This is a genomic window from Streptomyces sp. NPDC023573 (assembly GCF_055559735.1).
The window spans coordinates 517,663-538,103 of sequence record NZ_JBVHKB010000005.1 but is presented as its reverse complement, the minus strand read 5'-3'; the positions used below and the strand labels follow the sequence as shown (position 1 = coordinate 538,103).

Genomic DNA, 20,441 nt, shown 5'->3' with positions numbered 1-20,441 from the left:
TCGGGGGTACTGCGCGCTGCGACTCGAAGGCGGGACTGTGCGTACGCTCTGTACGCGCCGCCTGGCTGGGGCTCGTTGTGGGGGGCGTCGGTCAGGCGCTGGCGTTACGCGCCCGGTTGCGAGCGGCGCGGCGCTTCATTGCGCGGCGCTCGTCCTCGCTGAGGCCACCCCAGACGCCGGAGTCCTGGCCGGACTCGAGCGCCCACTGCAGGCACTGCTCCATGACGGGGCAGCGACGGCAGACGGCCTTGGCTTCCTCGATCTGCAGCAGCGCAGGACCGGTGTTGCCGATGGGGAAGAACAGCTCGGGGTCTTCCTCACGACAAACGGCGTTGTGACGCCAGTCCATGGCTGCTACCTCTCCTTGGTATTACATGCTGGTGCTTGTGAATGTGAACGCTTTCACGAATCCCCCCGCAGACGAAGGTCCGACGCCCAGATGGACTGGATGTGGTCCTGTTGTGGTGAGGAGGGGTTCTGGCTCTCAGTGGAGGCCGATGTTGCGGGCCGTCCCGATCGCCATGTAGAGATTCGCAAACCTCGGCGGCGGATACAACCCCTTCTGGAAAGTTTTTTTTGATTCCTCGGTGTCGACTAGGTCACAGCCGTACTTCTAAGGGGTGGGGGCCAGCCCAAACGTTCGAGTTAAAGGACTTTCGCCCCTTCTACTCACACAATCACACGCAGTGCACGGCGTACGCCTGTGAACGTCACGCTCGTACGCAGTCCCAGGTGGTCGCCGTCCATCTGGAAGGGCAGTGGGGCCTTGGAATGCAAGGTGAAGTCCGTGAGGTCGTGCAGCGACACGGCGTGCTTGCCGTGCGGCCCCTTCTCCGGGCTGGAAGTGAGCAGCTGGGTGGCGTACCGGGTCACGGCGGGGGTGGAGAGACGCTTCAGGCCGAGCACGTCCAGGGCGCTGTCGAAGGACGCCTTCGGGGAGGCGTATATCGGACGGTTCCCCAGGTAGGTCCAGGGTGCGGTGTTGCAGATTATCGACAGTGCGAGGTCGGTGACCGGGTCCTGGCCAGGGACCTCCAGCGTGATCATTCCGTTGCGCCGGTGCGGGTCGTCCATGAACTGCCGGAGCACCTGGCGGACGTACAGCGCATGGGTCGAGCGCTTGCCCCGCTCGCGCTTCTGTTCGACCCGGCCGATGACGCCCGCATCGAAGCCGAGCCCGGCGCAGAAGGTGAACCACCGGCCGGGGACGGCCTCGTCCGCCGTGCCCGGGGTGCCGGCCGCCAGACCGAGCCCCACCGTGCGCTCGCTGCGGGCCTCCAGGGCGTCCAGGATGGCGCCCGTCGCCTCAACGGCGTCGTTCGGGATGCCCAGCGCCCGGGCGAAGACGTTGGTGGAACCACCGGGGACCACGGCGAGGCTCGGCAGCCCCTCCGGGTCCGGGCCGTCGTGCAGCAGCCCGTTGACCACCTCGTTGACCGTGCCGTCGCCGCCGAGCGCGACCACCAGGTCGATGTCGTCGGAGTCGGCCGCCCGCCGCCCCAGGTCACGGGCGTGGCCGCGGTACTCCGTGGTCACGGCCTCGATCTTCATCTCGCTCGCCAGGGCGTGGATGAGCACGTCACGCGTACGCGCGCTGGTAGTGGTGGCAGCTGGGTTGACCACGAGAAGTGCGCGCATGCCCGCCAGAGTACCTACCGCGCGGTACCGCCCTGAAGTCCCGATCCGCCGGGTCCACGGACGGTCACGCAGCGTGATCCGTTCACGGTGGCTTGACCGTCGGCGCCCCGGCTTCGCGTTCGACGGGCCGGGATGCGAATCTGAAAGGCGTGAGCACTCAGCAGAACACGCCCTCTCCGTCGCCCTCGGCCGGCCAGGAGAAGCCGGGGCGGATCGCCGCACTGGCCGGACTCAACGCGCTCGAAGGCGCGGCGCTCGCCGTCGGCGGGATCTACATGCTGGCCGTCGGCCTTTTCGGCCGGCCCGACAGCATCCAGCAGGCCGAGATGGGCGGACTCACGCTGGTGGCGCTCGGTCTGATCCCGCTCTTCGCCGCCCGTGGCCTGCTGCGGCGCCGCAGCTGGAGCCGGGGCCCCGCTCTCATCACCCAGCTCATGGCGCTGCCGGTGGCCTGGACGCTGCTGCGGTCCCAGGGGGCCCTGATCCCGGCGGGCATCGCCCTCGCGGCGGTCGCCGTGACAGCGCTCGTGCTGTTGTTCGACCCCGCGACGACGGATGCGCTGGGTATCCGTCGGGGGCCGCGGACGACCCCCGACGCCTGATCCGCCGCGCGACCGGTCCCTGCCGGCCGGGCCACGGCTGTCCGCCCGGCGGCGGCTACTCCTCCACGAGCAGCCGCTCGCGCAGCTGCGCCAGTGTGCGGGCCAGGAGGCGGGAGACGTGCATCTGGGAGATGCCGACCTCCTGCGCGATTTGCGACTGGGTCATGTTGCCGAAGAAGCGCAGCAGCAGGATCCGCTTCTCGCGCGGCGGGAGATCCTCCAGCAGCGGCTTGAGCGACTCGCGGTACTCGACCCCCTCCAGCGCCTCGTCCTCGGAGCCCAGCGTGTCCGCGACCGCCGGCGACTCGTCGTCCGTGTCCGGGACGTCGAGCGAGAGGGTGCTGTAGGCATTGGCTGATTCCAGCCCCTCCAGGACCTCCTCCTCGGAGATGCCCAGACGCTCCGCCAGCTCGTGCACGGTGGGGGAGCGGCCGTGCTGCTGCGAGAGCTCGGCCGTTGCCGTGGTCAGCGACAGCCGCAGCTCCTGAAGACGCCGCGGGACCCGCACCGCCCAGCCCTTGTCCCGGAAGTGGCGCTTGATCTCGCCGACGACGGTCGGGGTGGCGTACGTCGAGAACTCGACGCCGCGGTCCGGGTCGAACCGGTCGACCGACTTGATCAGACCGATCGTGGCGACCTGTGTCAGGTCGTCCAGGGGCTCGCCGCGGTTGCGGAATCTGCGGGCCAGATGCTCCACGAGCGGCAGGTGCATCCGCACCAGCCGGTTGCGCAGCTCGGCCTTCTCCGCCGAGCCGTCGGGAAGCTCCCGGAGCTCGATGAAGAGCGCCCGTGCCCCGCTGCGATCGTGCGGATCGTGGTGCCCGTGCTCGCTCATCCGGCCCGCCCGCTCCGTCTGCGACTGCTCCGCCGCGGCCGGACGGCCCTGCGCGCCGTCCGCCCCGCCCTCCGGATGCGGCCGGGCCTGCTGCTCCGGCAGGGCGGCCGGGCGCACCGGCTCCGACCGGATCGTCTCGTCACGCACAGGACCGTCCCCGTTCCCGTCGCTCACGCCGGCCCGGGTCCCGCGCCGCGCTGTTTGTAGAGGCTGATGCTGACCGTACGGTCGTCGGCGACCGTGGAGTCGACCTTGCCGGCCAGTGCGGAGAGCACCGTCCAGGCGAAGGTGTCGCGCTCAGGGGCGCGGCCGTCCGTCGTGGGGGCCGAGACGGTCACCTCGAGGGAATCGCCGACGAGTCGGAAGACGCAGCTGAGGACGGAACCGGGCACGGCCTGCTGGAGCAGGATCGCGCAGGCCTCGTCGACCGCGATGCGAAGATCCTCGATCTCGTCGAGAGTGAAGTCCAAGCGTGCTGCGAGGCCGGCCGTGGCCGTACGCAGCACCGACAGGTAGGCACCCGCAGCGGGCAGCCGGACCTCTACGAAGTCCTGGTTCCCGGGCTCGCCTGCGATCTGGGACACCCTCACCTCCAAGGTGGCACAAACTCGTTCGAGGCTCCGGGACGGGTGCCCGGGGCCGTGCGGTCCGTCGTCGGTTCTGTGGTTCGGCGACACTGTCGCGACCCATGATGCCGTGTCGACGAGACCCCAACCCCCTGATTACTCATGGTAGGCATATGAGCACACACAGTGGCTAGGGGTCTGCGGCGGTCAATTGCGAAGAACCGGCGCCGGTTTGACGTACCCAGACGTCAGACGATCGAACCGTCCACGAAGCACCAGCGCCAGCTCTCCGCGCATTCGAAGCTGCGCATCACCGGGTGACCGGTCGCCTGGAAGTGTGCCGTCGCGTGCTTCAGCGGGGAGGAATCACAGCACCCGACGTGACCGCAGACGAGGCAGAGCCGCAGCTGCACGGGATGGGTGCCGGCCGCCAGACACTCGGGGCAGGTGTCGCCGAGCGGGGCGGGCTCGGGGCGCGGCAGTTCGGATACATGGAGGCACTCACTCATGATGGCCACGTTACGACGCGTGAGGTCGTTACGTCGGATGTGAGGACAGTGAGATGGACGCATTGCCGCTGGTGGCACTGGTCGCGGCAAGCGCGGCGGTCGCGGGGGCCGCACGCCGGACACCGGTGCCCGCGCCGCTGTTGCTGGTCGCGGCCGGACTGCTGGCCTCGTACCTGCCGGGAGTGCCGGACTACACGCTGGACGCGCACATCGTGCTGCCGCTGCTCCTGCCGCCGTTGCTGTACACGGCGGCGGTCGACAGCTCGTACCTCGACCTGCGGGCCAATCTGCGGCCGGTCGCCCTGCTCTCCGTGGGATACGTGCTCTTCGCGACGGTCGCCGTGGGATGGCTGGCCCATCTCCTGGTCCCGGGTCTGCCGCTCACCGCCGCGCTCGTGCTCGGCGCGGTGGTCGCCCCGCCGGACGCCGTCACGGCCGCGGCGATCGCGCGCAGGGTGGGACTGCCCGCCCGGGTCACCACGATCCTCCAGGGCGAGTCCCTGGTGAACGACGCGACCGCGATCACCGCGTTCAAGGTGGCCCTCGCGGCGGCCGTCGGCGAGGGCATGAGCTGGGGCGCCGGGATCGGTGAGTTCGCGCTGGCGTCGGTCGGCGGCATCGGTGTCGGACTGCTGCTGATGGTGCCGCTGCACTGGCTGCGTACGCACCTCAAGGAAGCGCTGCTCCAGAACACCCTGTCGCTGCTGATCCCCTTCGTCGCCTACGCCGCCGCGGAGCGGGTGCACGCCTCCGGGGTGCTCGCCGTCGTGGTGGTCGCGCTCTACCTGGGGCACCGTTCCTGGCAGGTCGACTTCGCTACGCGGCTCCAGGAGGCGGCGGTCTGGAAGATGGTCGCGTTCGTCCTGGAGTCCGCGGTCTTCGCGCTCATCGGGCTGCAGCTGCCCTTCGTGCTCCGGGGCCTCGGCTCGTACGGCGTGCCCGAGGCCTTCGGATACGCGGTCCTGGTGTTCGTGGCCGTGGTCGTGGTGCGCTTCGTCTGGGTGTACCCGGCGACCTACCTGCCGCACCGGCTCTCCGGACGCATCAGGGAGCGCGAGGGGGATCTCTCCTGGAAGTCGCCCCTGATCGTCGGGTGGGCCGGGATGCGGGGCGTCGTCTCGCTCGCCATCGCCTTCTCGATCCCCATGGTCACGCACGACGGGGAGGACTTCCCCGCGCGGAACCTGGTGCTCTTCCTGACCTTCACGACTGTCATCGGGACACTGGTCGTCCAGGGGCTGAGCCTGCCCCTCCTCGTACGCGTACTGAAGCTGCCGCGGCGCAGCGAGCGGGCCGAGACGCTGGCCGAGGCGCAGGCGCAGAGCGAGGCGTCCACGGCCGCCGACGCGTCGCTGGAGGCGCTGCTGGCCGATCCGCGCAACGCGCTGCCCGACCCTCTGGTCCAGCGGCTGCGCGCCGTCATGGAACGCCGCCGCAACGCGGTCTGGGAGAGGCTCGGCGCGGCCAACCCCGTCACCGGGGAGTCGGCCGACGACACCTACCGGCGGCTCGCGAGGGAGATGATCGCCGCCGAGCGCGAGGTCTTCGTACGCCTGAGGGACGAGCGGCGGATCGACGACGAGATGCTGCGCGCGCTGCTGCGGCGGCTGGACCTGGAGGAGGCCGCCGCCTACCGGGAGACGGACGACGCCTGATCGCGCCCCGGGCGCCTCACGGCCGTCCCGTGACGACCGCGGTGACCGTGGAGCCCGGAGCGAAGGCGCCCTCCCCGGCCAGCACCGTCAGCGCGTACAGGAGTTTGGCCACGTAGACCCGTTCGACGGGCAGGCCGTGGCGGTCCTCGAAGTCGTCGGCGAAGGCGTGCAGTTCCGCGGTGGTGCGGGCGTACCCGCCGAAGTGGAAGCGTTCGTCCAGGGACCACGGCCCGGTGGGGGCGCCGAAGGCCTCCCGCTGCAGCTCGCGCACCGCCGCTCCCAGGAAGCCGCCCCGCAGGACGGGAATGCCCAGGGCGCGCTGTCCCCGGCCGAGCCCTGCGGCCAGCCCCGCGAGGGTGCCGCCGGTGCCGCAGGCGACGGCCACCGTGCCGGTCCGGCCGAGCAGCTCCCGGCCGAGCTCTGTGCAGCCCTGTGCGGCGAGCGCGTTGCTGCCACCCTCCGGGATGACCAGGCACTCCCCGAAGAGGCTCAGCAGGCCTTCCAGGACGTCGGGAGAGGTCTTCGCGCGGTAAGCCGCCCGGTCCACGAAATGCAGACGCATGCCGTCGGCCGCGCAGCGCGCGAGGGAGGGGTTCAGCGGGCGGTCGGCCAGCTCGTCGCCCCGTACGACGCCGACGGTGGGGAAGCCCAGCAGGCGTCCGGCGGCGGCCGTCGCCCGGAGGTGGTTCGAGTAGGCGCCGCCGAAGGTCAGCACGGTACGGCCGGCGGCGGCCCGGAGATTGGGGGCCAGTTTGCGCCACTTGTTGCCCGGCAGGTCCGGGTGGATCAGGTCGTCACGCTTGAGGAGCAGCGTCACGCCGTGCCGCGCGAAGCGCTCGTCCTCGGCCGGCTGCAGGGGCGAGGGGAGTGCCGGCTGCAGCCGGGAGAGGTCGAGTTCTTCGCCGGTCATGCCCTCATTGTCCGCCGCCCGGGGATCTCCTACTTCAGCCGGTCGTGGATGCGGTTGCGCATCCCCGTCATCGAGAAGCCGCGCGGGTCGACCTTGCCGGGCTGCCACTCCCGGTGCCCGATGACCGAGGGGGCGTCCCAGCCGTGGAAGCGGCAGACCGCCGCCGCGGCCTTCTCGACGGCCTCGAGCTGGGCGGCGGGCCACGGGTCCTTCCCGTCGCCGAGGTTTTCGCACTCGAAGCCGTAGAAGTGCCGGTTCCCGTCGGTGTTGGACTCGTTGTCCGACGGCAGGCGCTTCTCGGCGATGACGGCGCGCAGGACGTCGTCGTCGCCGAGCCCGGCGTGGTTGGCGCGGCCGTAGCCGACCAGGTGGACCCGGCCGTCCTTGGCGATCACACCGTGGCAGAGCGGGCCCGGAAGTCCCGAGTAGCCGTCACGGCAGATCTCGACGGTGCGGGCGGTCCCCTTCGTGACGGTGTGGTGGATCATCACACCGTGAACCGGCCCCCAGGGGCCCTTGTGGTTGCGGTTGTGCGTACGCCAGTCGCCCACCTGGACGACGGTGAGTCCTTCGGCCTTGAGGGCCTTGAGGAAGTTGCTGGCGGACATGGGTGAGGACATGGCCGACTCCTTCGTTCGGGGGAGCGTGTCCGTACAGCGCTTCTACCGGAACAGGAGGCTCCGGCAAACCTGTTCGAGCACTGTTCGCGTCGTGTGCGATTCGTTCCGGACAGTCCGCGAGTGCCCCGGACGAGCCGTGCTCAGTCCTGGGCGAGCCAGAGGTCAGGGCCGAACACCTCGTAGTGGATGTCCGCCGACGGCACTCCCTTCGCGAGGAGTTGCGTGCGGACTGCGCGCATGAAGGGGAGCGGACCACAGAGGTAGGCACGGGTGCCGGAGGCGACCGGGACGCCGCTCAGGTCGACGGTGCCGGTGTGGCCGGCTGCCCGGCCGGGCTCCGGGTTCTCGTACCAGAAGTGGGCGGAGGCGTCGGGCAGCTTCCTGGTCAGCGCCTCGTGGTCCGTACGCAGCGCGTGGTCGGACGGCGACCGGTCGCCGTGCACCACGGTGACGGGCGAACGGTGTCCCTCCTCCGCGAGGTGCTCCAGCATCGACATGATCGGCGTGCAGCCGATGCCGGCCGAGGCGAGGAGCAGCGGGGCGTCGGAGCTGTCGAGCACGAGGTCTCCGTACGGCGCCGAGACGCGCAGCCGGTCGCCGGTGCCCAGTCGCGCGTGCAGATGTGCGGAGACCTCTCCCTCCGGGCTGTCCGCGGCCCGTACCCGCTTGACCGAGAAGGAGCGCAGGGCGGCGCCGGGTGCGCCGGTGAGGCTGTACTGGCGTATCTGCCGGGCTCCGTCGGGGAGTTCCACCTGGACGGAGACGTACTGGCCCGGCCGGAAGGCGGGAGCCGGTGCCCCGTCGGCCGGGGTGAGCCGGAAGGTCGCCACGTCAGGGGTGTCCTCGACGCGGGAGACCACCGTCCACTCGCGCCAGACGTCGCCCGCCGTCACACCCTGTTGCGCGTAGAGCCGCTCCTCGATCGCGATCAGGGCGTTGGCCATCAGCCAGTAGACCTCGTCCCAGGCCGCGGCGACCTCGGGGGTGACGGCGTCGCCGAGCACCTCCGCTATCGCGGCGAAGAGGTGCGTGTGCACGATCTCGTACTGCGGGGCGGTGATGCCGAGCGAGGCGTGCTTGTTGGCTATGCGGTTCAGCATCACGTCGGGCCGGATGTCCGGGTGCTCCACGAGCTGGGTGGCGAAGGCGGCGATCGACCCGGCGAGTGCCTGGCGCTGTGCGCCCGAAGCCTGGTTGCCCCGGTTGAAGAGGTCCCGGAGAAGCTCCGGGTGGGCGTCGAACAGTTTCCGGTAGAAGAGGTCCGCGATGTCCCCGATGGCCGCCCCCACGGCGGGAAGTGTGGCTCGGACGGTGGCGGTCGACGTCTCGGAGAGCATCCGGTGACTCCTGGGTGTGAGGGCCGGGCGCAGGGCGTCCGGCCAGTTAACTGGCATATGAGATGCGTATTTTTGGCGGCGTGACCGCCTGATGCGCGCAGTGGGGTGCGTGGGGGCGGGGGCGCCGCGGATCAGCCGGGCGCGGGGCGGCCGCGACTGATGCCCATCAGCAGCGGGCCGGTGGGGGAGGAGACGAGATCGCCGACCGTGAGCGGGTCGAGCGAGGCGTAGAACGCCTCCTCGGCCCGGCGCAGTGCCGAGCGGAGCAGGCAGGCGGAACGCAGGGGGCACGGTGTGCCGCCCTCGCATTCGACGACTTCACCCGGCCCTTCCAGCTGCCTCACCAGGGCACCGATCGAGGCCGCACGGCCCGCGGTGGTGAGGGAGAGGCCTCCGCCCCGGCCGCGCCGCGCCTCGACCAGGCCGAGGTGCTGGAGGCGTGCGACGACCTTCGCCGCGTGGGTGTACGGCACCTGCATCGTCGCCGCCACCTCCCGGGTGGTCGGCGGGTCCTCGCCCTCCGCCGTGACGGTCAGGCGCATGAGGACCCGGAGCGCCACATCGGTGAATCGCGTCAGCCGCATGGCGGCAGCGTAGATAAGTTGCATCCCGGATGCAACTTAGGGCGGCCGTCCGTCGTGGGAGGGCCCGCGTCATCATGGGAGGTGCGGCCCCGTGACGGATGCGGGGTGTGCGTGGGCAGGAGAGGTGGTCAGCGGCAGTGCCGAAACCGAACGCAGCCGACGGGATACCGGCGGACAAGGTCATCACCGACCCGGACAGCCTGGGCCGTTACGCGCACGACGAGGCGGAGTGGGCGCCGGCGGGGCAGCCCCTCGCCGTCGTGCGGCCCCAGGACACCGAAGAGGTGCGGGCCGTCGTCGCGTACTGCGTCGAACACCGCATCCCGGTGATCCCTCGCGGGGCGGGGACGGGCCTGTCGGGCGGGGCCAACGCGGTGGACGGCGCCGTCGTCCTCTCCTTCGAGGACATGAACCGGATCCTGCGCATCGACCCGGTGGAGCGCATCGCCGTCGTCCAGCCGGGCGTCGTCAACGACGATCTGCGCGCCGCGTGCGCCGAAGAGGGACTCTGGTACCCGCCGGACCCGGCGAGCTCGCCCTGGTCGACGATCGGCGGCAACACCGCCACCAACGCGGGGGGCATGTGCTGCGTCAAGTACGGCGTGACCCGCGACTACGTGCTCGGACTCGAGGTGGTCAACGGCCTCGGCGAGACCGTGCGGGTGGGCCGGCAGACCGCGAAGGGAGTCGCCGGCTACGACCTGTGCGGTCTCTTCGTCGGCTCGGAGGGCACCCTCGGCGTCATCACCGAGATCACCGTGAAGCTGCGCGGCGCGCGGCCGGCGGAACGCACGGTGGCGGGCTTCTTCGACTCGGTGGTCGCGGCCGGCGACGCGGTGAGCCGGGTGACGGCGGCGGGCATCGTGCCGTCGGCGCTCGAACTCCTCGACCGGCACTGCCTGAAGGCCGTCGACGAGTGGAAGAACATGGGCCTGTCGGCGGACGCGAACGCGATCCTGCTCGGCCGCGTGGACACCCCGGGAGCCGCGGGCGACGCCGAGGCCGAAGCCGTACGGGCCTGTTTCGCGGCGGCCGGAGCGGCCTGGGCGGAGGTCTCCACCGACCAGGCCGAGGCGGACGCCCTGTTCCAGGCCCGCCGTCTCGCCTACCCGGCGCTGGAGCGGCTGGGTCCGGTGCTCACCGAGGACGTCGTCGTGCCGCGGTCCCGGGTGCCGCAGATGCTCGCGCGCATCGAGGAGATCGCCGGGGCACACGACGTCCTCATCGCCAACATCGCTCACGCCGGCGACGGGAACCTCCACCCCCTGATCATCACTGATCCGGGCGACGACGCCGCCAGGGCCCGCGCCCAGCTCGCCTTCGAGGAGATCCTCGACGCGGCGATCTCCTTCGGCGGCACGGTTACCGGTGAACACGGCGTGGGCCTGCTGAAGATGGGCGGCATGGACCGTGAGGTGGGCCCCGTCAACCTCGCCATGCAGCGAGCGGTGAAGGCGGCCCTGGACCCGTACGGGATTCTCAACCCGGGCAAGGTCGTCGTGTCGGGAGCACCGCTGGCACGCTGAACGGCCCGCCTCACCGCCTCGCCGCCTCGCCGCCTCGCCGCTTCACCGCAGAGGTTCGCTGAGCTCGACGGCGCGCAGGGCCGCCGCGAGCGACTGCTCGTCGGCGAAATCCATGGCCGTGTCGGTCAGCTTGATGACGTGCTCGTCACCGTGGGCCAGGGCGCGTTCCATGACCTCCTCGGGTGCGATCCGGCCCGGCGGTACGTAGGCCACCGGGGCGTCCGGCGCGTACATGGCGGTCACGGCCGCGGACGCGGTCCAGGCCGCCCGGAGGCTCGGCACCCACAGGGCCTCGGGGAGTGCGGGGAGGGTCCGCAGGACGGCGTTGGGAGCCGTGGCCGCGTGGACCAGCATCGTCGCCTCGCCGTGGCCGTGGGTGGCGTACCGGTGGGTGGCCGCCCGGACCAGTTCGGTGAGCAGGCGGCGCGCCTCGGCGGGATCCGTCACCCCGGCCGCCCAGGCCGGCAGGCTCCTGACCCGGCCGAGGCGGGCGGGGAATCCCCCCTCCCGTTCGTCCACGGGCGCCACCGCGTCGAGGGCCGCGGCGGCGCTGCCGGGGCCGGTGGCGGGCGAAGGGGCGAGGCCGGTGACGGGGCGGTGGCGGGCCGCCCAGTAACCCAGGCCGTGGGCGAGTTCGGTCAGACGCGGTCCGGTCTCCTCGCCGGCCAGCAGGGTGCGCACGGCGTGGCCAACGCGGATCACCGGATGCGTTGCCCCGCCGTACATGCCGGGCAGGAGGCGGGGCCACCACAGCGAGAGCACCTCGCGCCAGGGGTGGTCGGCGAGTTCCCGGCCGAAGTAGCCGATCCAGTCGGCGGCGCGGCGTGGGTCGCCCAGTGCGGAACGCCAGCCTGCGTCCGTGACCGGCTCCACGCCGGCCGGGAACTCCTCCAGCCTGGAGGCGTACAGGTCGAGCCAGCGGTGCACCGCGGCCGGCCGGCCGTTGGCGGAGAGTGCCTCGACGGCCATCGGCGCGTGGTTGCTGAGCCGCCCGAGCCGCTCGGGGCCCGAGATGTGCAGCCGCTGGAGAGCTTCGTCGAGGGTGCCTGTCGTATCCATGACGGGAACGCTAGGTCGCGCTCCGCGGCGCCGTAACGGGCGGAAGTCCTAGGCGGCGGGCGGGTCTTTCCGGAGATGGGCCTAGGTCCGGGGTCCGGTCCGGATTCCTTTCCGCGCCTGAGGAAGTGCCGCCCGGGCGCCTGAGGAAGTGCCGCCCGGGCGGTTCACGGGTGCCCGGGCGTGGGCAACGTTCCCGCCCCAGGCCCGAATAGTCACACTCTTTTGTGTAATAGCGCGCGGTGTCCCCGGCTGGAAGTGTTCTTCTCGCAGGTCAGCCCATGATCGAGAGGATGTCGGATGTCCGTTGGTGAAGAGGTTCGCGACACGCAGCCGCCGCAGCAGAGTCTCGGCACAGCGGCTGCGCGGAACCTCGCGACGACGACCAAGTCCGCCCCGCAGATGCAGGAGATCAGCTCACGGTGGCTGCTGCGCATGCTGCCGTGGGTGCAGGTGCAGGGCGGCACATACCGGGTGAACCGGCGACTGAGCTACTCCGTCGGAGACGGCAGGGTGACCTTCGTCCAGACGGGCGACCGGGTCACGGTCATCCCCGCCGAGCTCGGCGAGCTGCCGGCCTTGCGCGATTTCGGTGACGAGGAGGTACTGGCCGAGCTGGCGCGCAGGTGCGAACAGCGCGACGTCGCGGCCGGCGAAGTGCTCGTCTCGTCGGGCGAGTCGGCGGACCGGGTCCACCTGCTGGCCCACGGCAAGGTCGAGAAGATCGGGTCCGGGCCGTACGGCGACGAGACGGTGCTCGGAGTCCTCGCGGACGGCGCGTACTTCGGCGACCACGTCCTGCTCGACGGCGACGCCACCTGGGAGTACACGGCTCGTGCCGTGACCGCCTGCACGCTGCTGACCCTGCGCCGGTCGGACGTGCTCAACCTCGCGGCCCGGGCGGACTCGCTCCGCGACCACCTCGCGGGGCTGCTCGCCATCCCCCACCAGCGGACCAACCGCTACGGCGAGGCGGAGATCGACCTGTCCGCGGGGCACGTGGGGGAGACCGTCGTCCCGCACACCTTCGTCGACTACGAGTCGGCGCCGCGTGAATACGAACTGAGCGTCGCCCAGACCGTGCTGAAGGTTCACAGCAGGGTGGCCGACCTCTACAACCAGCCGATGAACCAGACCGAGCAGCAGTTGCGGCTCACGGTCGAGGCGCTGCGCGAGCGCCAGGAGCACGAGCTCATCAACAACCGGGAGTTCGGCCTGCTCAACAACTGCGACTACGGGCAGCGTCTCCAGCCCCACGACGGAGCCCCCGGCCCCGACGACATGGACGAGCTCCTGTCGCGGCGGCGCGGATCGAAGCTCTTCCTCGCCCATCCGCGCGCCATCGCCGCCTTCGGCCGCGAGTGCAACAGGCGTGGCCTGGTCCCGGAGAGCGTCGAGGTCGGCGGCCACCACGTGCCGGCGTGGCGAGGAGTGCCGATCTTCCCGTGCAACAAGATCCCGGTCACCGACGCCCGCACCACATCGATCATCTGCATGAGGACCGGTGAGGCGGACCAGGGCGTCGTCGGGCTCCAGCAGAGCGGCATCCCGGACGAGATCGAACCGAGCCTCTCGGTCCGCTTCATGGGCATCGACGAGCAGGCGATCATCTCGTACCTCGTGACCGCGTACTACTCCGCCGCCGTCCTCGTGCCGGACGCCCTCGGCGTCCTGGAGAACGTGGAGGTGAGCCGTTGGCGGTGACGCTCCCCGGGCCCGGGCGGCGCGGCCGCCCGGGCCCCGGCAGGCCCGAGGCCGCGATCAAGGCGCCCGTGGCGCCCGGAAGGAGTGACCGTGACCATGACCAGTACGGATGCCGCGATGGAGGGGCACAAGGCCGCCGCGCTCCTGGAGCACACCCGCAACGCCGTCGACCCGCACCTCCGGGCGGCCGTCGAGACCCTGCCCGGGGCGATCCGGCGCGTCGCCAAGTATCACTTCGGCTGGCAGAACGCCGACGGGACACCCGCCTCAGGGCAGGCAGGCAAAGCCATCAGACCGGCGCTCGTCCTGGCCGCCGCCCGTGCGCTGGGAGGGGACCCGGAGGCGGCGATGCGGGCGGCGGTCGCCGTCGAGCTCGCGCACAACTTCACCCTGCTCCACGACGACGTCATCGACGAGGACACCACCCGGCGGCACCGGCCCACGGCCTGGGCCGTCTTCGGCGTCCCGGACGCCGTCATCGCGGGCGACGCCATGCTCTCCCTCGCCCTGCGACTCCTGGCCGACGACCCGCACCCGGCGTCCGCGCACGCCGCGGTGCGGCTCTCCACCTGCGTCATCGAGCTCTGCGCGGGACAGCAGGCCGACTGCGCCCTGGAGGACCGCGGCCCCGACGACGTCACGCTGGACGAGTGTCTCGCCATGGCCATGGCCAAGACGGGCGCCTTGCTCGGCTGCGCCTGCGCCCTCGGCGCTCTCTACGCCGGGGCGGGCGAGCGGGCGGTCCGTGCCATGGACGGCTTCGGCCGGGAAGCCGGTCTCGCCTTCCAGCTCATCGACGACCTGATCGGGATCTGGGGGGACACCGACCGCACGGGCAAACCGGTCGGTGCGGACCTGACCGCACACAAGAAGTCCCTTCCGGTGGTCGCGGCGCTCACCTCGGACACCCCGGCCGCTGCCGAGCTCGCCGCGCTCTACCGGGGCGCCATGAACACACCGGGAGAGGTGAGGAGTGCCGCCGACGCGGTGGACCGGGCCGGCGGGCGCGACTGGGCGCAGACCGCCGCGGCGGACCGGATGGCCAGAGCGGTCCACCACCTGTCCCGCGCGGTGCCCGCGCCGGCCGGCGGCGGGGACCTGCTCGCCCTGGCCGAGTTCGTCACCCGAAGAACGCACTGATCCCAAGCCGTTTGTGACCGCCGCTGAGCGCCAACTCTAATATCCCGTAAGTCGGTTGGTATCAGCCACGGGACGAGGGGAGCGGGGCCGGTCATGGGCGTACGAGTACGGCGGGCGGACGAGGGGGACAGGGATCAGGTCGTACGGATCCTGGAAGAGGCGTTCCACCACGATCCGGTGAGCAGCTGGGTCTTTCCCGACGAGGAGCACCGGAGCGCGGTGCACGGAAGGTTTCTCGGGGTCTTCGCCGACGTCACGCTGGAAGGGGGCCGCGTCGACTTGCTGGAGGACGGCACGGCGGCGGCCCTCTGGCTCTCCGTGCCGGCCGGCGCGCCGGAGGAGGAGGACGACACCCCCGCGCTCATGCGGGAGACCGCGGATCCGGACAACGAACGGGCCGAGCTGGTGGGGAGGCTGACCGGTGCCGTCCACCCTCACGACCGCGCGCACGAGTACCTGTTGATGATCGGCGTCTCCCCGGAGCGCCAGGGGGAGGGGATCGGTGAGGCGCTGATGAGGGGGGTCCTGGAGCGGTGCGACCGGGAGGGGACCCCTGCCTATCTGGAGGCGAGCAGCGAACGCAGCCGCGGTCTCTACGAGCGGCTGGGCTTCACCTTCATGGGGAGGACGGTCGACCTGCCCCAGGGTCCGTCGATGTGGCCCATGTGGCGTGAGCCGCAGGCCCGGTGACCGGGGCCCGTCATCGGAAGCACGGAAGGGGAGGGTGCCGGAGGGCGGGTCCCAGGGCACGGGCTACAGTCCCTGCTCATGACAGATGAGTCGTGGGCAGGCTGGTACCGGGACCGTCATGGTTCCGAGGCCGTCATTCTCACCACGGACGGACAGCAGCTCCGTATGCGCGTCCGGGGCACGGACTTCGAGGGCGAGAGCTTCGACGCTCTGGGGCCCGTGGCCGGTGTGCCGGTTCCGGAGGGGCTGTTCGCTCTGGTGGACGGTGTGCTCGACGACTGCGTCCTGGAGTGGGACCTCCCGCTCCCTGTCCTCGTGTCAGGGACGGTCCGTCAGGCGACGCTCGGCTGCCTGTTGTCCCTGCGCAGGGCTGACCCGGATCTGTATCTCGCCCTCCATCTGGACGGCGCGGTCTACGAGTCGAACCGCGCCGAGGGCGACTTCGCGGCCGCGCTGGCCACGGTCCAGCGGATACTGCCGCCGGGCATGCACCTGCAGACGTGCATAGCCTGCGCCTTCTCCGACTACTTCCCGGCCCCGGTCCGCGGCCTCTCCGGTGGGCTCGCCTGCTTCCGCGGCGCGAAGGACGCCTACCGCGACGTGGCGGACGGGGACGAGGTCGCCGGCCTCTGGGAGCGGCGTACGGGGTTCGTGCAGGAGATATGGAGCTGCCGGGAGTTCGAGCCGCGTCCGGCGCAGGGTGCCGGCACCGGGCACCGGGGCGCCTTCCCGCTCGAACTCGCCTGACCCGCCGGCGAAGCCGTGGGGGCCGCCCCGCTCCGGCGGAACGGCCCCGTGTCCGGCGGACCGGTGTCAGGACGTGGCGCGGGCGAGAGCCGCGAGTCCGTTCTGCCAGAGGGAGTTCACCCGCGAGCGCTCCGTGGCGTCCGGGTACGCGTTCGTGCAGGACGTGCCGGGACCGCCGCCCGACATGAGCTCGCTGCACGGCCCCGTGTAGTGGTCCGGAAGCCCCAGCACGTGCCCCGTCTCGTGAGCGGTGACCCGGGTCGAGTCGTACTGCTGGTTCTGGGCGTAGTCGAGGAAGATGTAACCGCTGCCGTGCCCGTCCGTACTCGCGTACGAGCCCCGGGAGTCGTTGCCCTCGCGGTAGTCGAAGTCGGCGTTCGAGCCCTCCTGAAGCTTGACGTTGCTGACCGAGCTGTTCCAGATACTGGTGCTGCTGGCTATCTGGCTGCGGAAACTCGGGGCACCGGCGGTGCTGTAGACCACGGTGACCGCCTGGGCGCCGGGGTTCGCGGCCCGCTTCTCGGCGACCGACTTCATGACGGCGTCGAAGAACGCCTTGTTCGCGGCGGCGTTCTCGCTCGAACCGGCGTACGCGGCGTAGCCGGACTGCGCCGCGGGCACGGCGGCCGTGGACGCGGTGGAGGGAGTGGCGGCGACCGCGGGAGTGGTGCCGAGCGCGGTGGCGAGGCCGAGTCCGAGACCGGCCACGGCCGACATGACGGCTGTCCTGGGGTGTCTCATGGGGGGTGTTCTCCTGCCTGTCCGAAGAATCCCGTCCGGAGACGGACGGGGAACGGGTGGGGGGTACGGCAAGAGTGTCGGGGCAGCCGGGCCCGCGGCGGATGATGTCAACCGGCGATAGCCCCGCCCTATCCCCGGGACAGGGAGCACACAGAATCAGCACGTGCCGGTCGCCCCGACACCCCCTGAATCGGCCCGGTTGGTGGCGGTTGGGGCATCTGGTGCTCGGCGTACGAACAGCCATACCCTCGCCGTCATGGAGCTCGAGGTGAGACACCTCAGGGCGCTCTGCGCCATCGCCGACACGGGCAGCCTGCACCAGGCCGCACGGCGTCTGGGCGTCAGCCAGCCCGCGTTGACCACCCAGCTCCAGCGGATCGAGAGGACCTTGGGCGCGGAGCTGTTCCGCCGCGGGAGGACAGGCTGCCGGCCGACTCTCCTGGGGCGTGCCGTCCTCAGCCGCGCCCGTCCTCTGGTGGACGGCATGTCCGCCCTGGTCGGCGCCGCGACGGCGGAGGCCGCGGCCGCGCGGGCCGGCGGCCCCGGTCTGCGGATCGGATCCACCGCGAGCCGGGTCATCGGCGGCTGGCTGCGCGGACTGCGGGTGCGGCTGCCGGGCACCGACATCTCGCTCCGGGTCGATGTGTCGGCCCGGGCGCTGCTGGGGGCGGTGGCGGCCGGCCGGCTCGACGTGGCCTTCGTGCACGAGGTGGAGGGCTGCCCGCTCGCCGTCCCGGACGGGCTGGTCCAGCGCGTACTCCTGGAGCGCGAACCGCAGTTCATCTCACTGGCCAGGGACCACCCCGCGGCCGGCCGGCCGGTGGTGGACCTCGACGACCTGGCGGGCGACCGGTGGATGGTCGACCCGTCGGTGGACGGTGAGTGGGACGGCGTGCGCCGGGTCCTCGGTGCCGCGGGTCTCGACCCGCCCGTCCTGCACGGCGACTACCTCACCGCTGCTTCCCTCGTCGTGCTCGGCGAGGCGGTCGCTCCCTGTCAGCCGACCTCCGGCCCCCGTGAGGACATGGCGATCCGCCCCCTGCGCGGTGACCCGCTGGCGGTGCGTCTGCTGCTGGTCTCGCGGCCGGGCGCGGACATCGACGCCGTGTACGAGGAGCTGGAGGCGGCCTACCGCGACGCGGCACGGAGGGCCGAGGAGTACCACCGGTGGCTGCTGCGCCACCGCAGCCCCCTCGCGCACACCTCCTGAGCCGGAGAGTTCCCCGTTCTGCCGACAGCGACATCCCGTTTCGTCGGGCCCCCGACCGGCAGGATCACCTCATGAAGCTCTTGATGCTGGGCGGCACGGAATTCGTGGGACGCGCCGTCACCGTCGCGGCACTTGACCGTGGATGGGAGGTCACCGTCCTCCACCGCGGACGCCACGCGGCGCCGGCCGGGGTCCGGGCCCTGACAGGTGACCGGACGACGGGCGAGGCGGGTCTCGCCGCCCTCGCCGAGGGCTCCTGGGACCTGGTGGTCGACACCTGGAGCGGCGCCCCCTCGGCCGTGCGGGACGCCGCCCGGCTGCTGTCGGACAGGGCCCGCCACTTCACCTACGTCTCCAGCAGGTCCGTGTACGCCCACCCGGCCCCGGCCGGGCTGACGGAGGACGGGCCGCTGGTGGACGGGGCGTCCCCGGACGCCGGAGGAGACATCCCGTACGCCCTGGCCAAACGCGGCGGGGAGCTCGCGGCGCTCGACGCCTTCGGCGACCGGGCGCTGCTCGCCAGGGCCGGGCTGATCCTCGGCCCCGGGGAGAACATAGGCCGGCTGCCGTGGTGGCTCACGCGGGCGGCCCGGGGCGGAGAGGTCGTCGCACCGGGGCCGCCGGACGCCGCGCTCCAGTACATCGACGCCCGTGACCTGGCCGAGTGGCTGCTGGACGCCGCCGCGGAGGGCCTGTCCGGGCCGTACAACACCGTGAGCCATCCGGGGCACACGACCATGGGCGAGCTCCTGGACGCCTGCGTCCGCGTCACCGGATCGCGCGCCCGGCTGCGCTGGACGGACCCCGGGGCGCTCCTCGCGGCGGGCGTGGAGCCATGGACGGACCTGCCGGTCTGGCTTCCCGCCGGAGAGCTCTACGACGCCCTGCACCAGGGGGACGCCACCAAGGCGCACGCCGCCGGCCTGCGCTGCAGACCCGTCGGAGAGACCGTCGCCGACACATGGGGCTGGCTGCGCGAGCTCGGAGGGACAGCCCCGCACCGGCCGGACCGGCCCGCCGTCGGTCTCGACGCGCGAACGGAGGTGAAGCTCCTGGCCGCGCCCGGCAGACCTTAGCGTGGCCCCATGACCGAACAGCTGCTGCACCTCACGGAAGAGCCCTTGTGGGAGGCCGCCCGCAGAGCGGGGACGTACGAGATGTCCACCCGGGGCCGCACCCTGGGGGAGGAAGGATTCATCCACTGCTCGCTGCCCCATCAGCTGCCCGCCGTGGCCCGGGCGTTGTACGGCTCCGAGGACGACGGTCTGGTGGTCCTGGTCATCGACACCGGCCAGCTCCCGGCGCCCGTCCGCTACGAGGCCGTGGAGCCCGGCGGCGAGGAGTTCCCGCACATCTACGGACCGCTGCCGGCGAGCGCGGTCGTGGAGGTGCGCCGCTGGGCCGGGCCCCTGACGGCGGAGGACGGTGAGGCGGGATGATCAGCCCTCTCGTGGCGGTGACCGGCGCGAGCGGGGCCGTCGGTGGGCGCGTCGCCGCCCGGCTGGCCCGCACCGGCGTTCCCGTGCGTCTCCTCGGCCGGGACCCCGCACGGCTGCCCCGGCTGCCCGGCACGGTGGCCGCACCCCCCGCCGCGTACGGCGACGGCGAGGCGATGCGCCGCGCGCTCGACGGCGCACAGACCCTGTTCCTCGTCTCGGCGCACGAGAGCCCGGGCCGGGTGACGGAGCACACCACCGCGGTGGACGCGGCCCTGGCCGCGGGCGTCGAGCGCATCGTGTACGTGTCGTTCCTCGGCGCGGCACCGGACGCGACGTTCACGTTCGCCCGCGACCACTGGCACACCGAGGCGCACATCCGGATGACCGGCGTGCGCCACACGTTCCTGCGGGACAGCTGGTATCTCGCGGCGATCCCCGCGATGACGGGCGCCGACGGAGTCCTGCGCGGCCCCGCCGGTGAGGGGCGGGTGTCGGCGGTCTCGCACGACGACATCGCGGACTCGGCGTCAGCCGTCCTGCTGGACGAGGGGACCACCCACGACGGGGCTACGTACGACCTCACGGGCCCCGAGGCGTTCACCCTGGCGGAGGCGGCCGGAGAGCTGAGCCGGAGCACCGGCCGCGCCGTCCGGTACGTGGCCGAGACCAGGGAGGAGGCCTACGCCTCCCGCGCCCACTACGGGGCCCCGGAGTGGGAAGTGGCCGGCTGGGTCACCTCGTACGAGGCGATCGCGGCGGGTGAGCTGGCGACCGTCTCGGACGCCGTCCCCACCCTGACGGGACGTCCCGCCCGGAGCCTGGCGGCCTACCTCCAGGACAACCCGGACAGCTGCAGCCACCTCCTGCCGGACTCCTGACACGGCCCGTCCGGCGCCGGAACAACGACCGCACCCGGTCCGTCCCACCCCGTC

At 71.9% G+C, this 20,441-nt stretch carries 22 protein-coding genes; 11 read left to right on the top strand and 11 right to left on the bottom strand.

The window, feature by feature from the left end; translation table 11 throughout:
• Positions 1 to 91 precede the first annotated feature (91 nt).
• Together ACZ32T_RS19490 and ACZ32T_RS19485 are read right to left on the bottom strand one after the other, a co-directional pair.
• Positions 92 to 349, bottom strand: a complete 258-nt coding sequence (locus ACZ32T_RS19490) for a WhiB family transcriptional regulator (protein WP_003953983.1) — start codon at positions 347 to 349, stop codon at positions 92 to 94.
• 320 nt (positions 350 to 669) lie between these two features.
• A complete protein-coding gene (locus ACZ32T_RS19485; RefSeq protein WP_362935208.1) occupies positions 670 to 1,638 on the bottom strand; it encodes a diacylglycerol/lipid kinase family protein in 969 nt (322 codons plus the stop codon).
• Positions 1,639 to 1,787: 149 nt separating this feature from the next.
• Here ACZ32T_RS19485 and ACZ32T_RS19480 point away from each other — a divergent pair, with 149 nt between their 5' ends.
• On the top strand, positions 1,788 to 2,240 hold the full coding sequence (locus ACZ32T_RS19480) for a hypothetical protein (protein ID WP_467266229.1): 453 nt from the start codon (positions 1,788 to 1,790) through the stop codon (positions 2,238 to 2,240).
• Positions 2,241 to 2,295: 55 nt separating this feature from the next.
• Here ACZ32T_RS19480 and ACZ32T_RS19475 read toward each other — a convergent pair whose 3' ends face one another.
• From ACZ32T_RS19475 to ACZ32T_RS19465, 3 genes are all read right to left on the bottom strand, one after another.
• Complete coding sequence (locus ACZ32T_RS19475; RefSeq protein ID WP_467266227.1) at positions 2,296 to 3,249, bottom strand: RNA polymerase sigma factor SigF; 954 nt, start codon at positions 3,247 to 3,249, stop codon at positions 2,296 to 2,298.
• The gene (locus ACZ32T_RS19470; RefSeq protein WP_014154139.1) at positions 3,246 to 3,659 is read right to left on the bottom strand and encodes an ATP-binding protein; all 414 of its coding nucleotides are present in this window, start codon (positions 3,657 to 3,659) and stop codon (positions 3,246 to 3,248) included. Before ACZ32T_RS19470 ends, ACZ32T_RS19475 begins: the two co-directional genes overlap by 4 nt.
• Positions 3,660 to 3,889: 230 nt before the next feature.
• On the bottom strand, positions 3,890 to 4,150 hold the full coding sequence (locus ACZ32T_RS19465) for a UBP-type zinc finger domain-containing protein (protein ID WP_467266224.1): 261 nt from the start codon (positions 4,148 to 4,150) through the stop codon (positions 3,890 to 3,892).
• A 53-nt stretch (positions 4,151 to 4,203) separates the two neighbouring features.
• Between ACZ32T_RS19465 and ACZ32T_RS19460 the strand changes: the two genes are divergently transcribed.
• Positions 4,204 to 5,805, top strand: coding sequence for a Na+/H+ antiporter (locus ACZ32T_RS19460; RefSeq protein ID WP_467367956.1), 1,602 nt, complete (start codon positions 4,204 to 4,206; stop codon positions 5,803 to 5,805).
• Positions 5,806 to 5,821: 16 nt separating this feature from the next.
• Here ACZ32T_RS19460 and ACZ32T_RS19455 read toward each other — a convergent pair whose 3' ends face one another.
• The 4 genes from ACZ32T_RS19455 to ACZ32T_RS19440 all read right to left on the bottom strand — a co-directional run bounded on the left by ACZ32T_RS19455 (position 5,822) and on the right by ACZ32T_RS19440 (position 9,256).
• A complete protein-coding gene (locus ACZ32T_RS19455; RefSeq protein ID WP_467367954.1) occupies positions 5,822 to 6,715 on the bottom strand; it encodes a 1-aminocyclopropane-1-carboxylate deaminase/D-cysteine desulfhydrase in 894 nt (297 codons plus the stop codon).
• Positions 6,716 to 6,744: 29 nt separating this feature from the next.
• Positions 6,745 to 7,335, bottom strand: a complete 591-nt coding sequence (locus tag ACZ32T_RS19450; protein WP_467266218.1) for an N-acetylmuramoyl-L-alanine amidase — start codon at positions 7,333 to 7,335, stop codon at positions 6,745 to 6,747.
• A 140-nt stretch (positions 7,336 to 7,475) separates the two neighbouring features.
• Positions 7,476 to 8,672 carry a globin domain-containing protein gene (locus ACZ32T_RS19445; RefSeq protein WP_467367952.1) on the bottom strand — a complete coding sequence of 399 codons (1,197 nt, stop codon included), beginning with the start codon at positions 8,670 to 8,672 and terminating at the stop codon, positions 7,476 to 7,478.
• A gap of 131 nt (positions 8,673 to 8,803) precedes the next feature.
• On the bottom strand, positions 8,804 to 9,256 hold the full coding sequence (locus tag ACZ32T_RS19440; protein WP_467266214.1) for an RrF2 family transcriptional regulator: 453 nt from the start codon (positions 9,254 to 9,256) through the stop codon (positions 8,804 to 8,806).
• Positions 9,257 to 9,354: 98 nt separating this feature from the next.
• On the opposite strand from ACZ32T_RS19440, the gene ACZ32T_RS19435 reads away from it, so the two are divergent.
• Positions 9,355 to 10,782, top strand: coding sequence for an FAD-binding oxidoreductase (locus ACZ32T_RS19435; protein WP_467367950.1), 1,428 nt, complete (start codon positions 9,355 to 9,357; stop codon positions 10,780 to 10,782).
• Positions 10,783 to 10,824: 42 nt separating this feature from the next.
• Here the strand turns inward: ACZ32T_RS19435 and ACZ32T_RS19430 are convergent, their stop codons facing one another.
• Positions 10,825 to 11,841 (bottom strand): questin oxidase family protein, encoded by a 1,017-nt coding sequence (locus ACZ32T_RS19430; RefSeq protein ID WP_467367948.1) that lies wholly within the window; start codon positions 11,839 to 11,841, stop codon positions 10,825 to 10,827.
• A gap of 297 nt (positions 11,842 to 12,138) precedes the next feature.
• On the opposite strand from ACZ32T_RS19430, the gene ACZ32T_RS19425 reads away from it, so the two are divergent.
• From ACZ32T_RS19425 to ACZ32T_RS19410, 4 genes are all read left to right on the top strand, one after another.
• On the top strand, positions 12,139 to 13,542 hold the full coding sequence (locus ACZ32T_RS19425; RefSeq protein ID WP_467266208.1) for a family 2B encapsulin nanocompartment shell protein: 1,404 nt from the start codon (positions 12,139 to 12,141) through the stop codon (positions 13,540 to 13,542).
• Between the two features lie 96 nt (positions 13,543 to 13,638).
• Entirely contained in the window at positions 13,639 to 14,682 is a 1,044-nt protein-coding gene (locus tag ACZ32T_RS19420) for a family 2 encapsulin nanocompartment cargo protein polyprenyl transferase (RefSeq protein WP_467266205.1), read from the top strand.
• 93 nt (positions 14,683 to 14,775) lie between these two features.
• Positions 14,776 to 15,372 (top strand): GNAT family N-acetyltransferase, encoded by a 597-nt coding sequence (locus ACZ32T_RS19415; RefSeq protein ID WP_467367946.1) that lies wholly within the window; start codon positions 14,776 to 14,778, stop codon positions 15,370 to 15,372.
• A gap of 78 nt (positions 15,373 to 15,450) precedes the next feature.
• Positions 15,451 to 16,119, top strand: a complete 669-nt coding sequence (locus tag ACZ32T_RS19410; protein ID WP_467266201.1) for a DUF6304 family protein — start codon at positions 15,451 to 15,453, stop codon at positions 16,117 to 16,119.
• A gap of 66 nt (positions 16,120 to 16,185) precedes the next feature.
• Here ACZ32T_RS19410 and snpA read toward each other — a convergent pair whose 3' ends face one another.
• Positions 16,186 to 16,860, bottom strand: coding sequence for a snapalysin (gene snpA, locus ACZ32T_RS19405; RefSeq protein ID WP_467266199.1), 675 nt, complete (start codon positions 16,858 to 16,860; stop codon positions 16,186 to 16,188).
• Positions 16,861 to 17,116: 256 nt separating this feature from the next.
• On the opposite strand from snpA, the gene ACZ32T_RS19400 reads away from it, so the two are divergent.
• From ACZ32T_RS19400 to ACZ32T_RS19385, 4 genes are all read left to right on the top strand, one after another.
• Complete coding sequence (locus tag ACZ32T_RS19400) at positions 17,117 to 18,070, top strand: LysR family transcriptional regulator (protein ID WP_467266197.1); 954 nt, start codon at positions 17,117 to 17,119, stop codon at positions 18,068 to 18,070.
• A gap of 71 nt (positions 18,071 to 18,141) precedes the next feature.
• On the top strand, positions 18,142 to 19,146 hold the full coding sequence (locus ACZ32T_RS19395) for an NAD-dependent epimerase/dehydratase family protein (protein WP_467266195.1): 1,005 nt from the start codon (positions 18,142 to 18,144) through the stop codon (positions 19,144 to 19,146).
• Between the two features lie 9 nt (positions 19,147 to 19,155).
• A complete protein-coding gene (locus ACZ32T_RS19390; RefSeq protein WP_467367944.1) occupies positions 19,156 to 19,509 on the top strand; it encodes a DUF952 domain-containing protein in 354 nt (117 codons plus the stop codon).
• The gene (locus ACZ32T_RS19385) at positions 19,506 to 20,387 is read left to right on the top strand and encodes an SDR family oxidoreductase (protein ID WP_467367942.1); all 882 of its coding nucleotides are present in this window, start codon (positions 19,506 to 19,508) and stop codon (positions 20,385 to 20,387) included. Before ACZ32T_RS19390 ends, ACZ32T_RS19385 begins: the two co-directional genes overlap by 4 nt.
• The last annotated feature ends 54 nt before the right edge of the window (positions 20,388 to 20,441 follow it).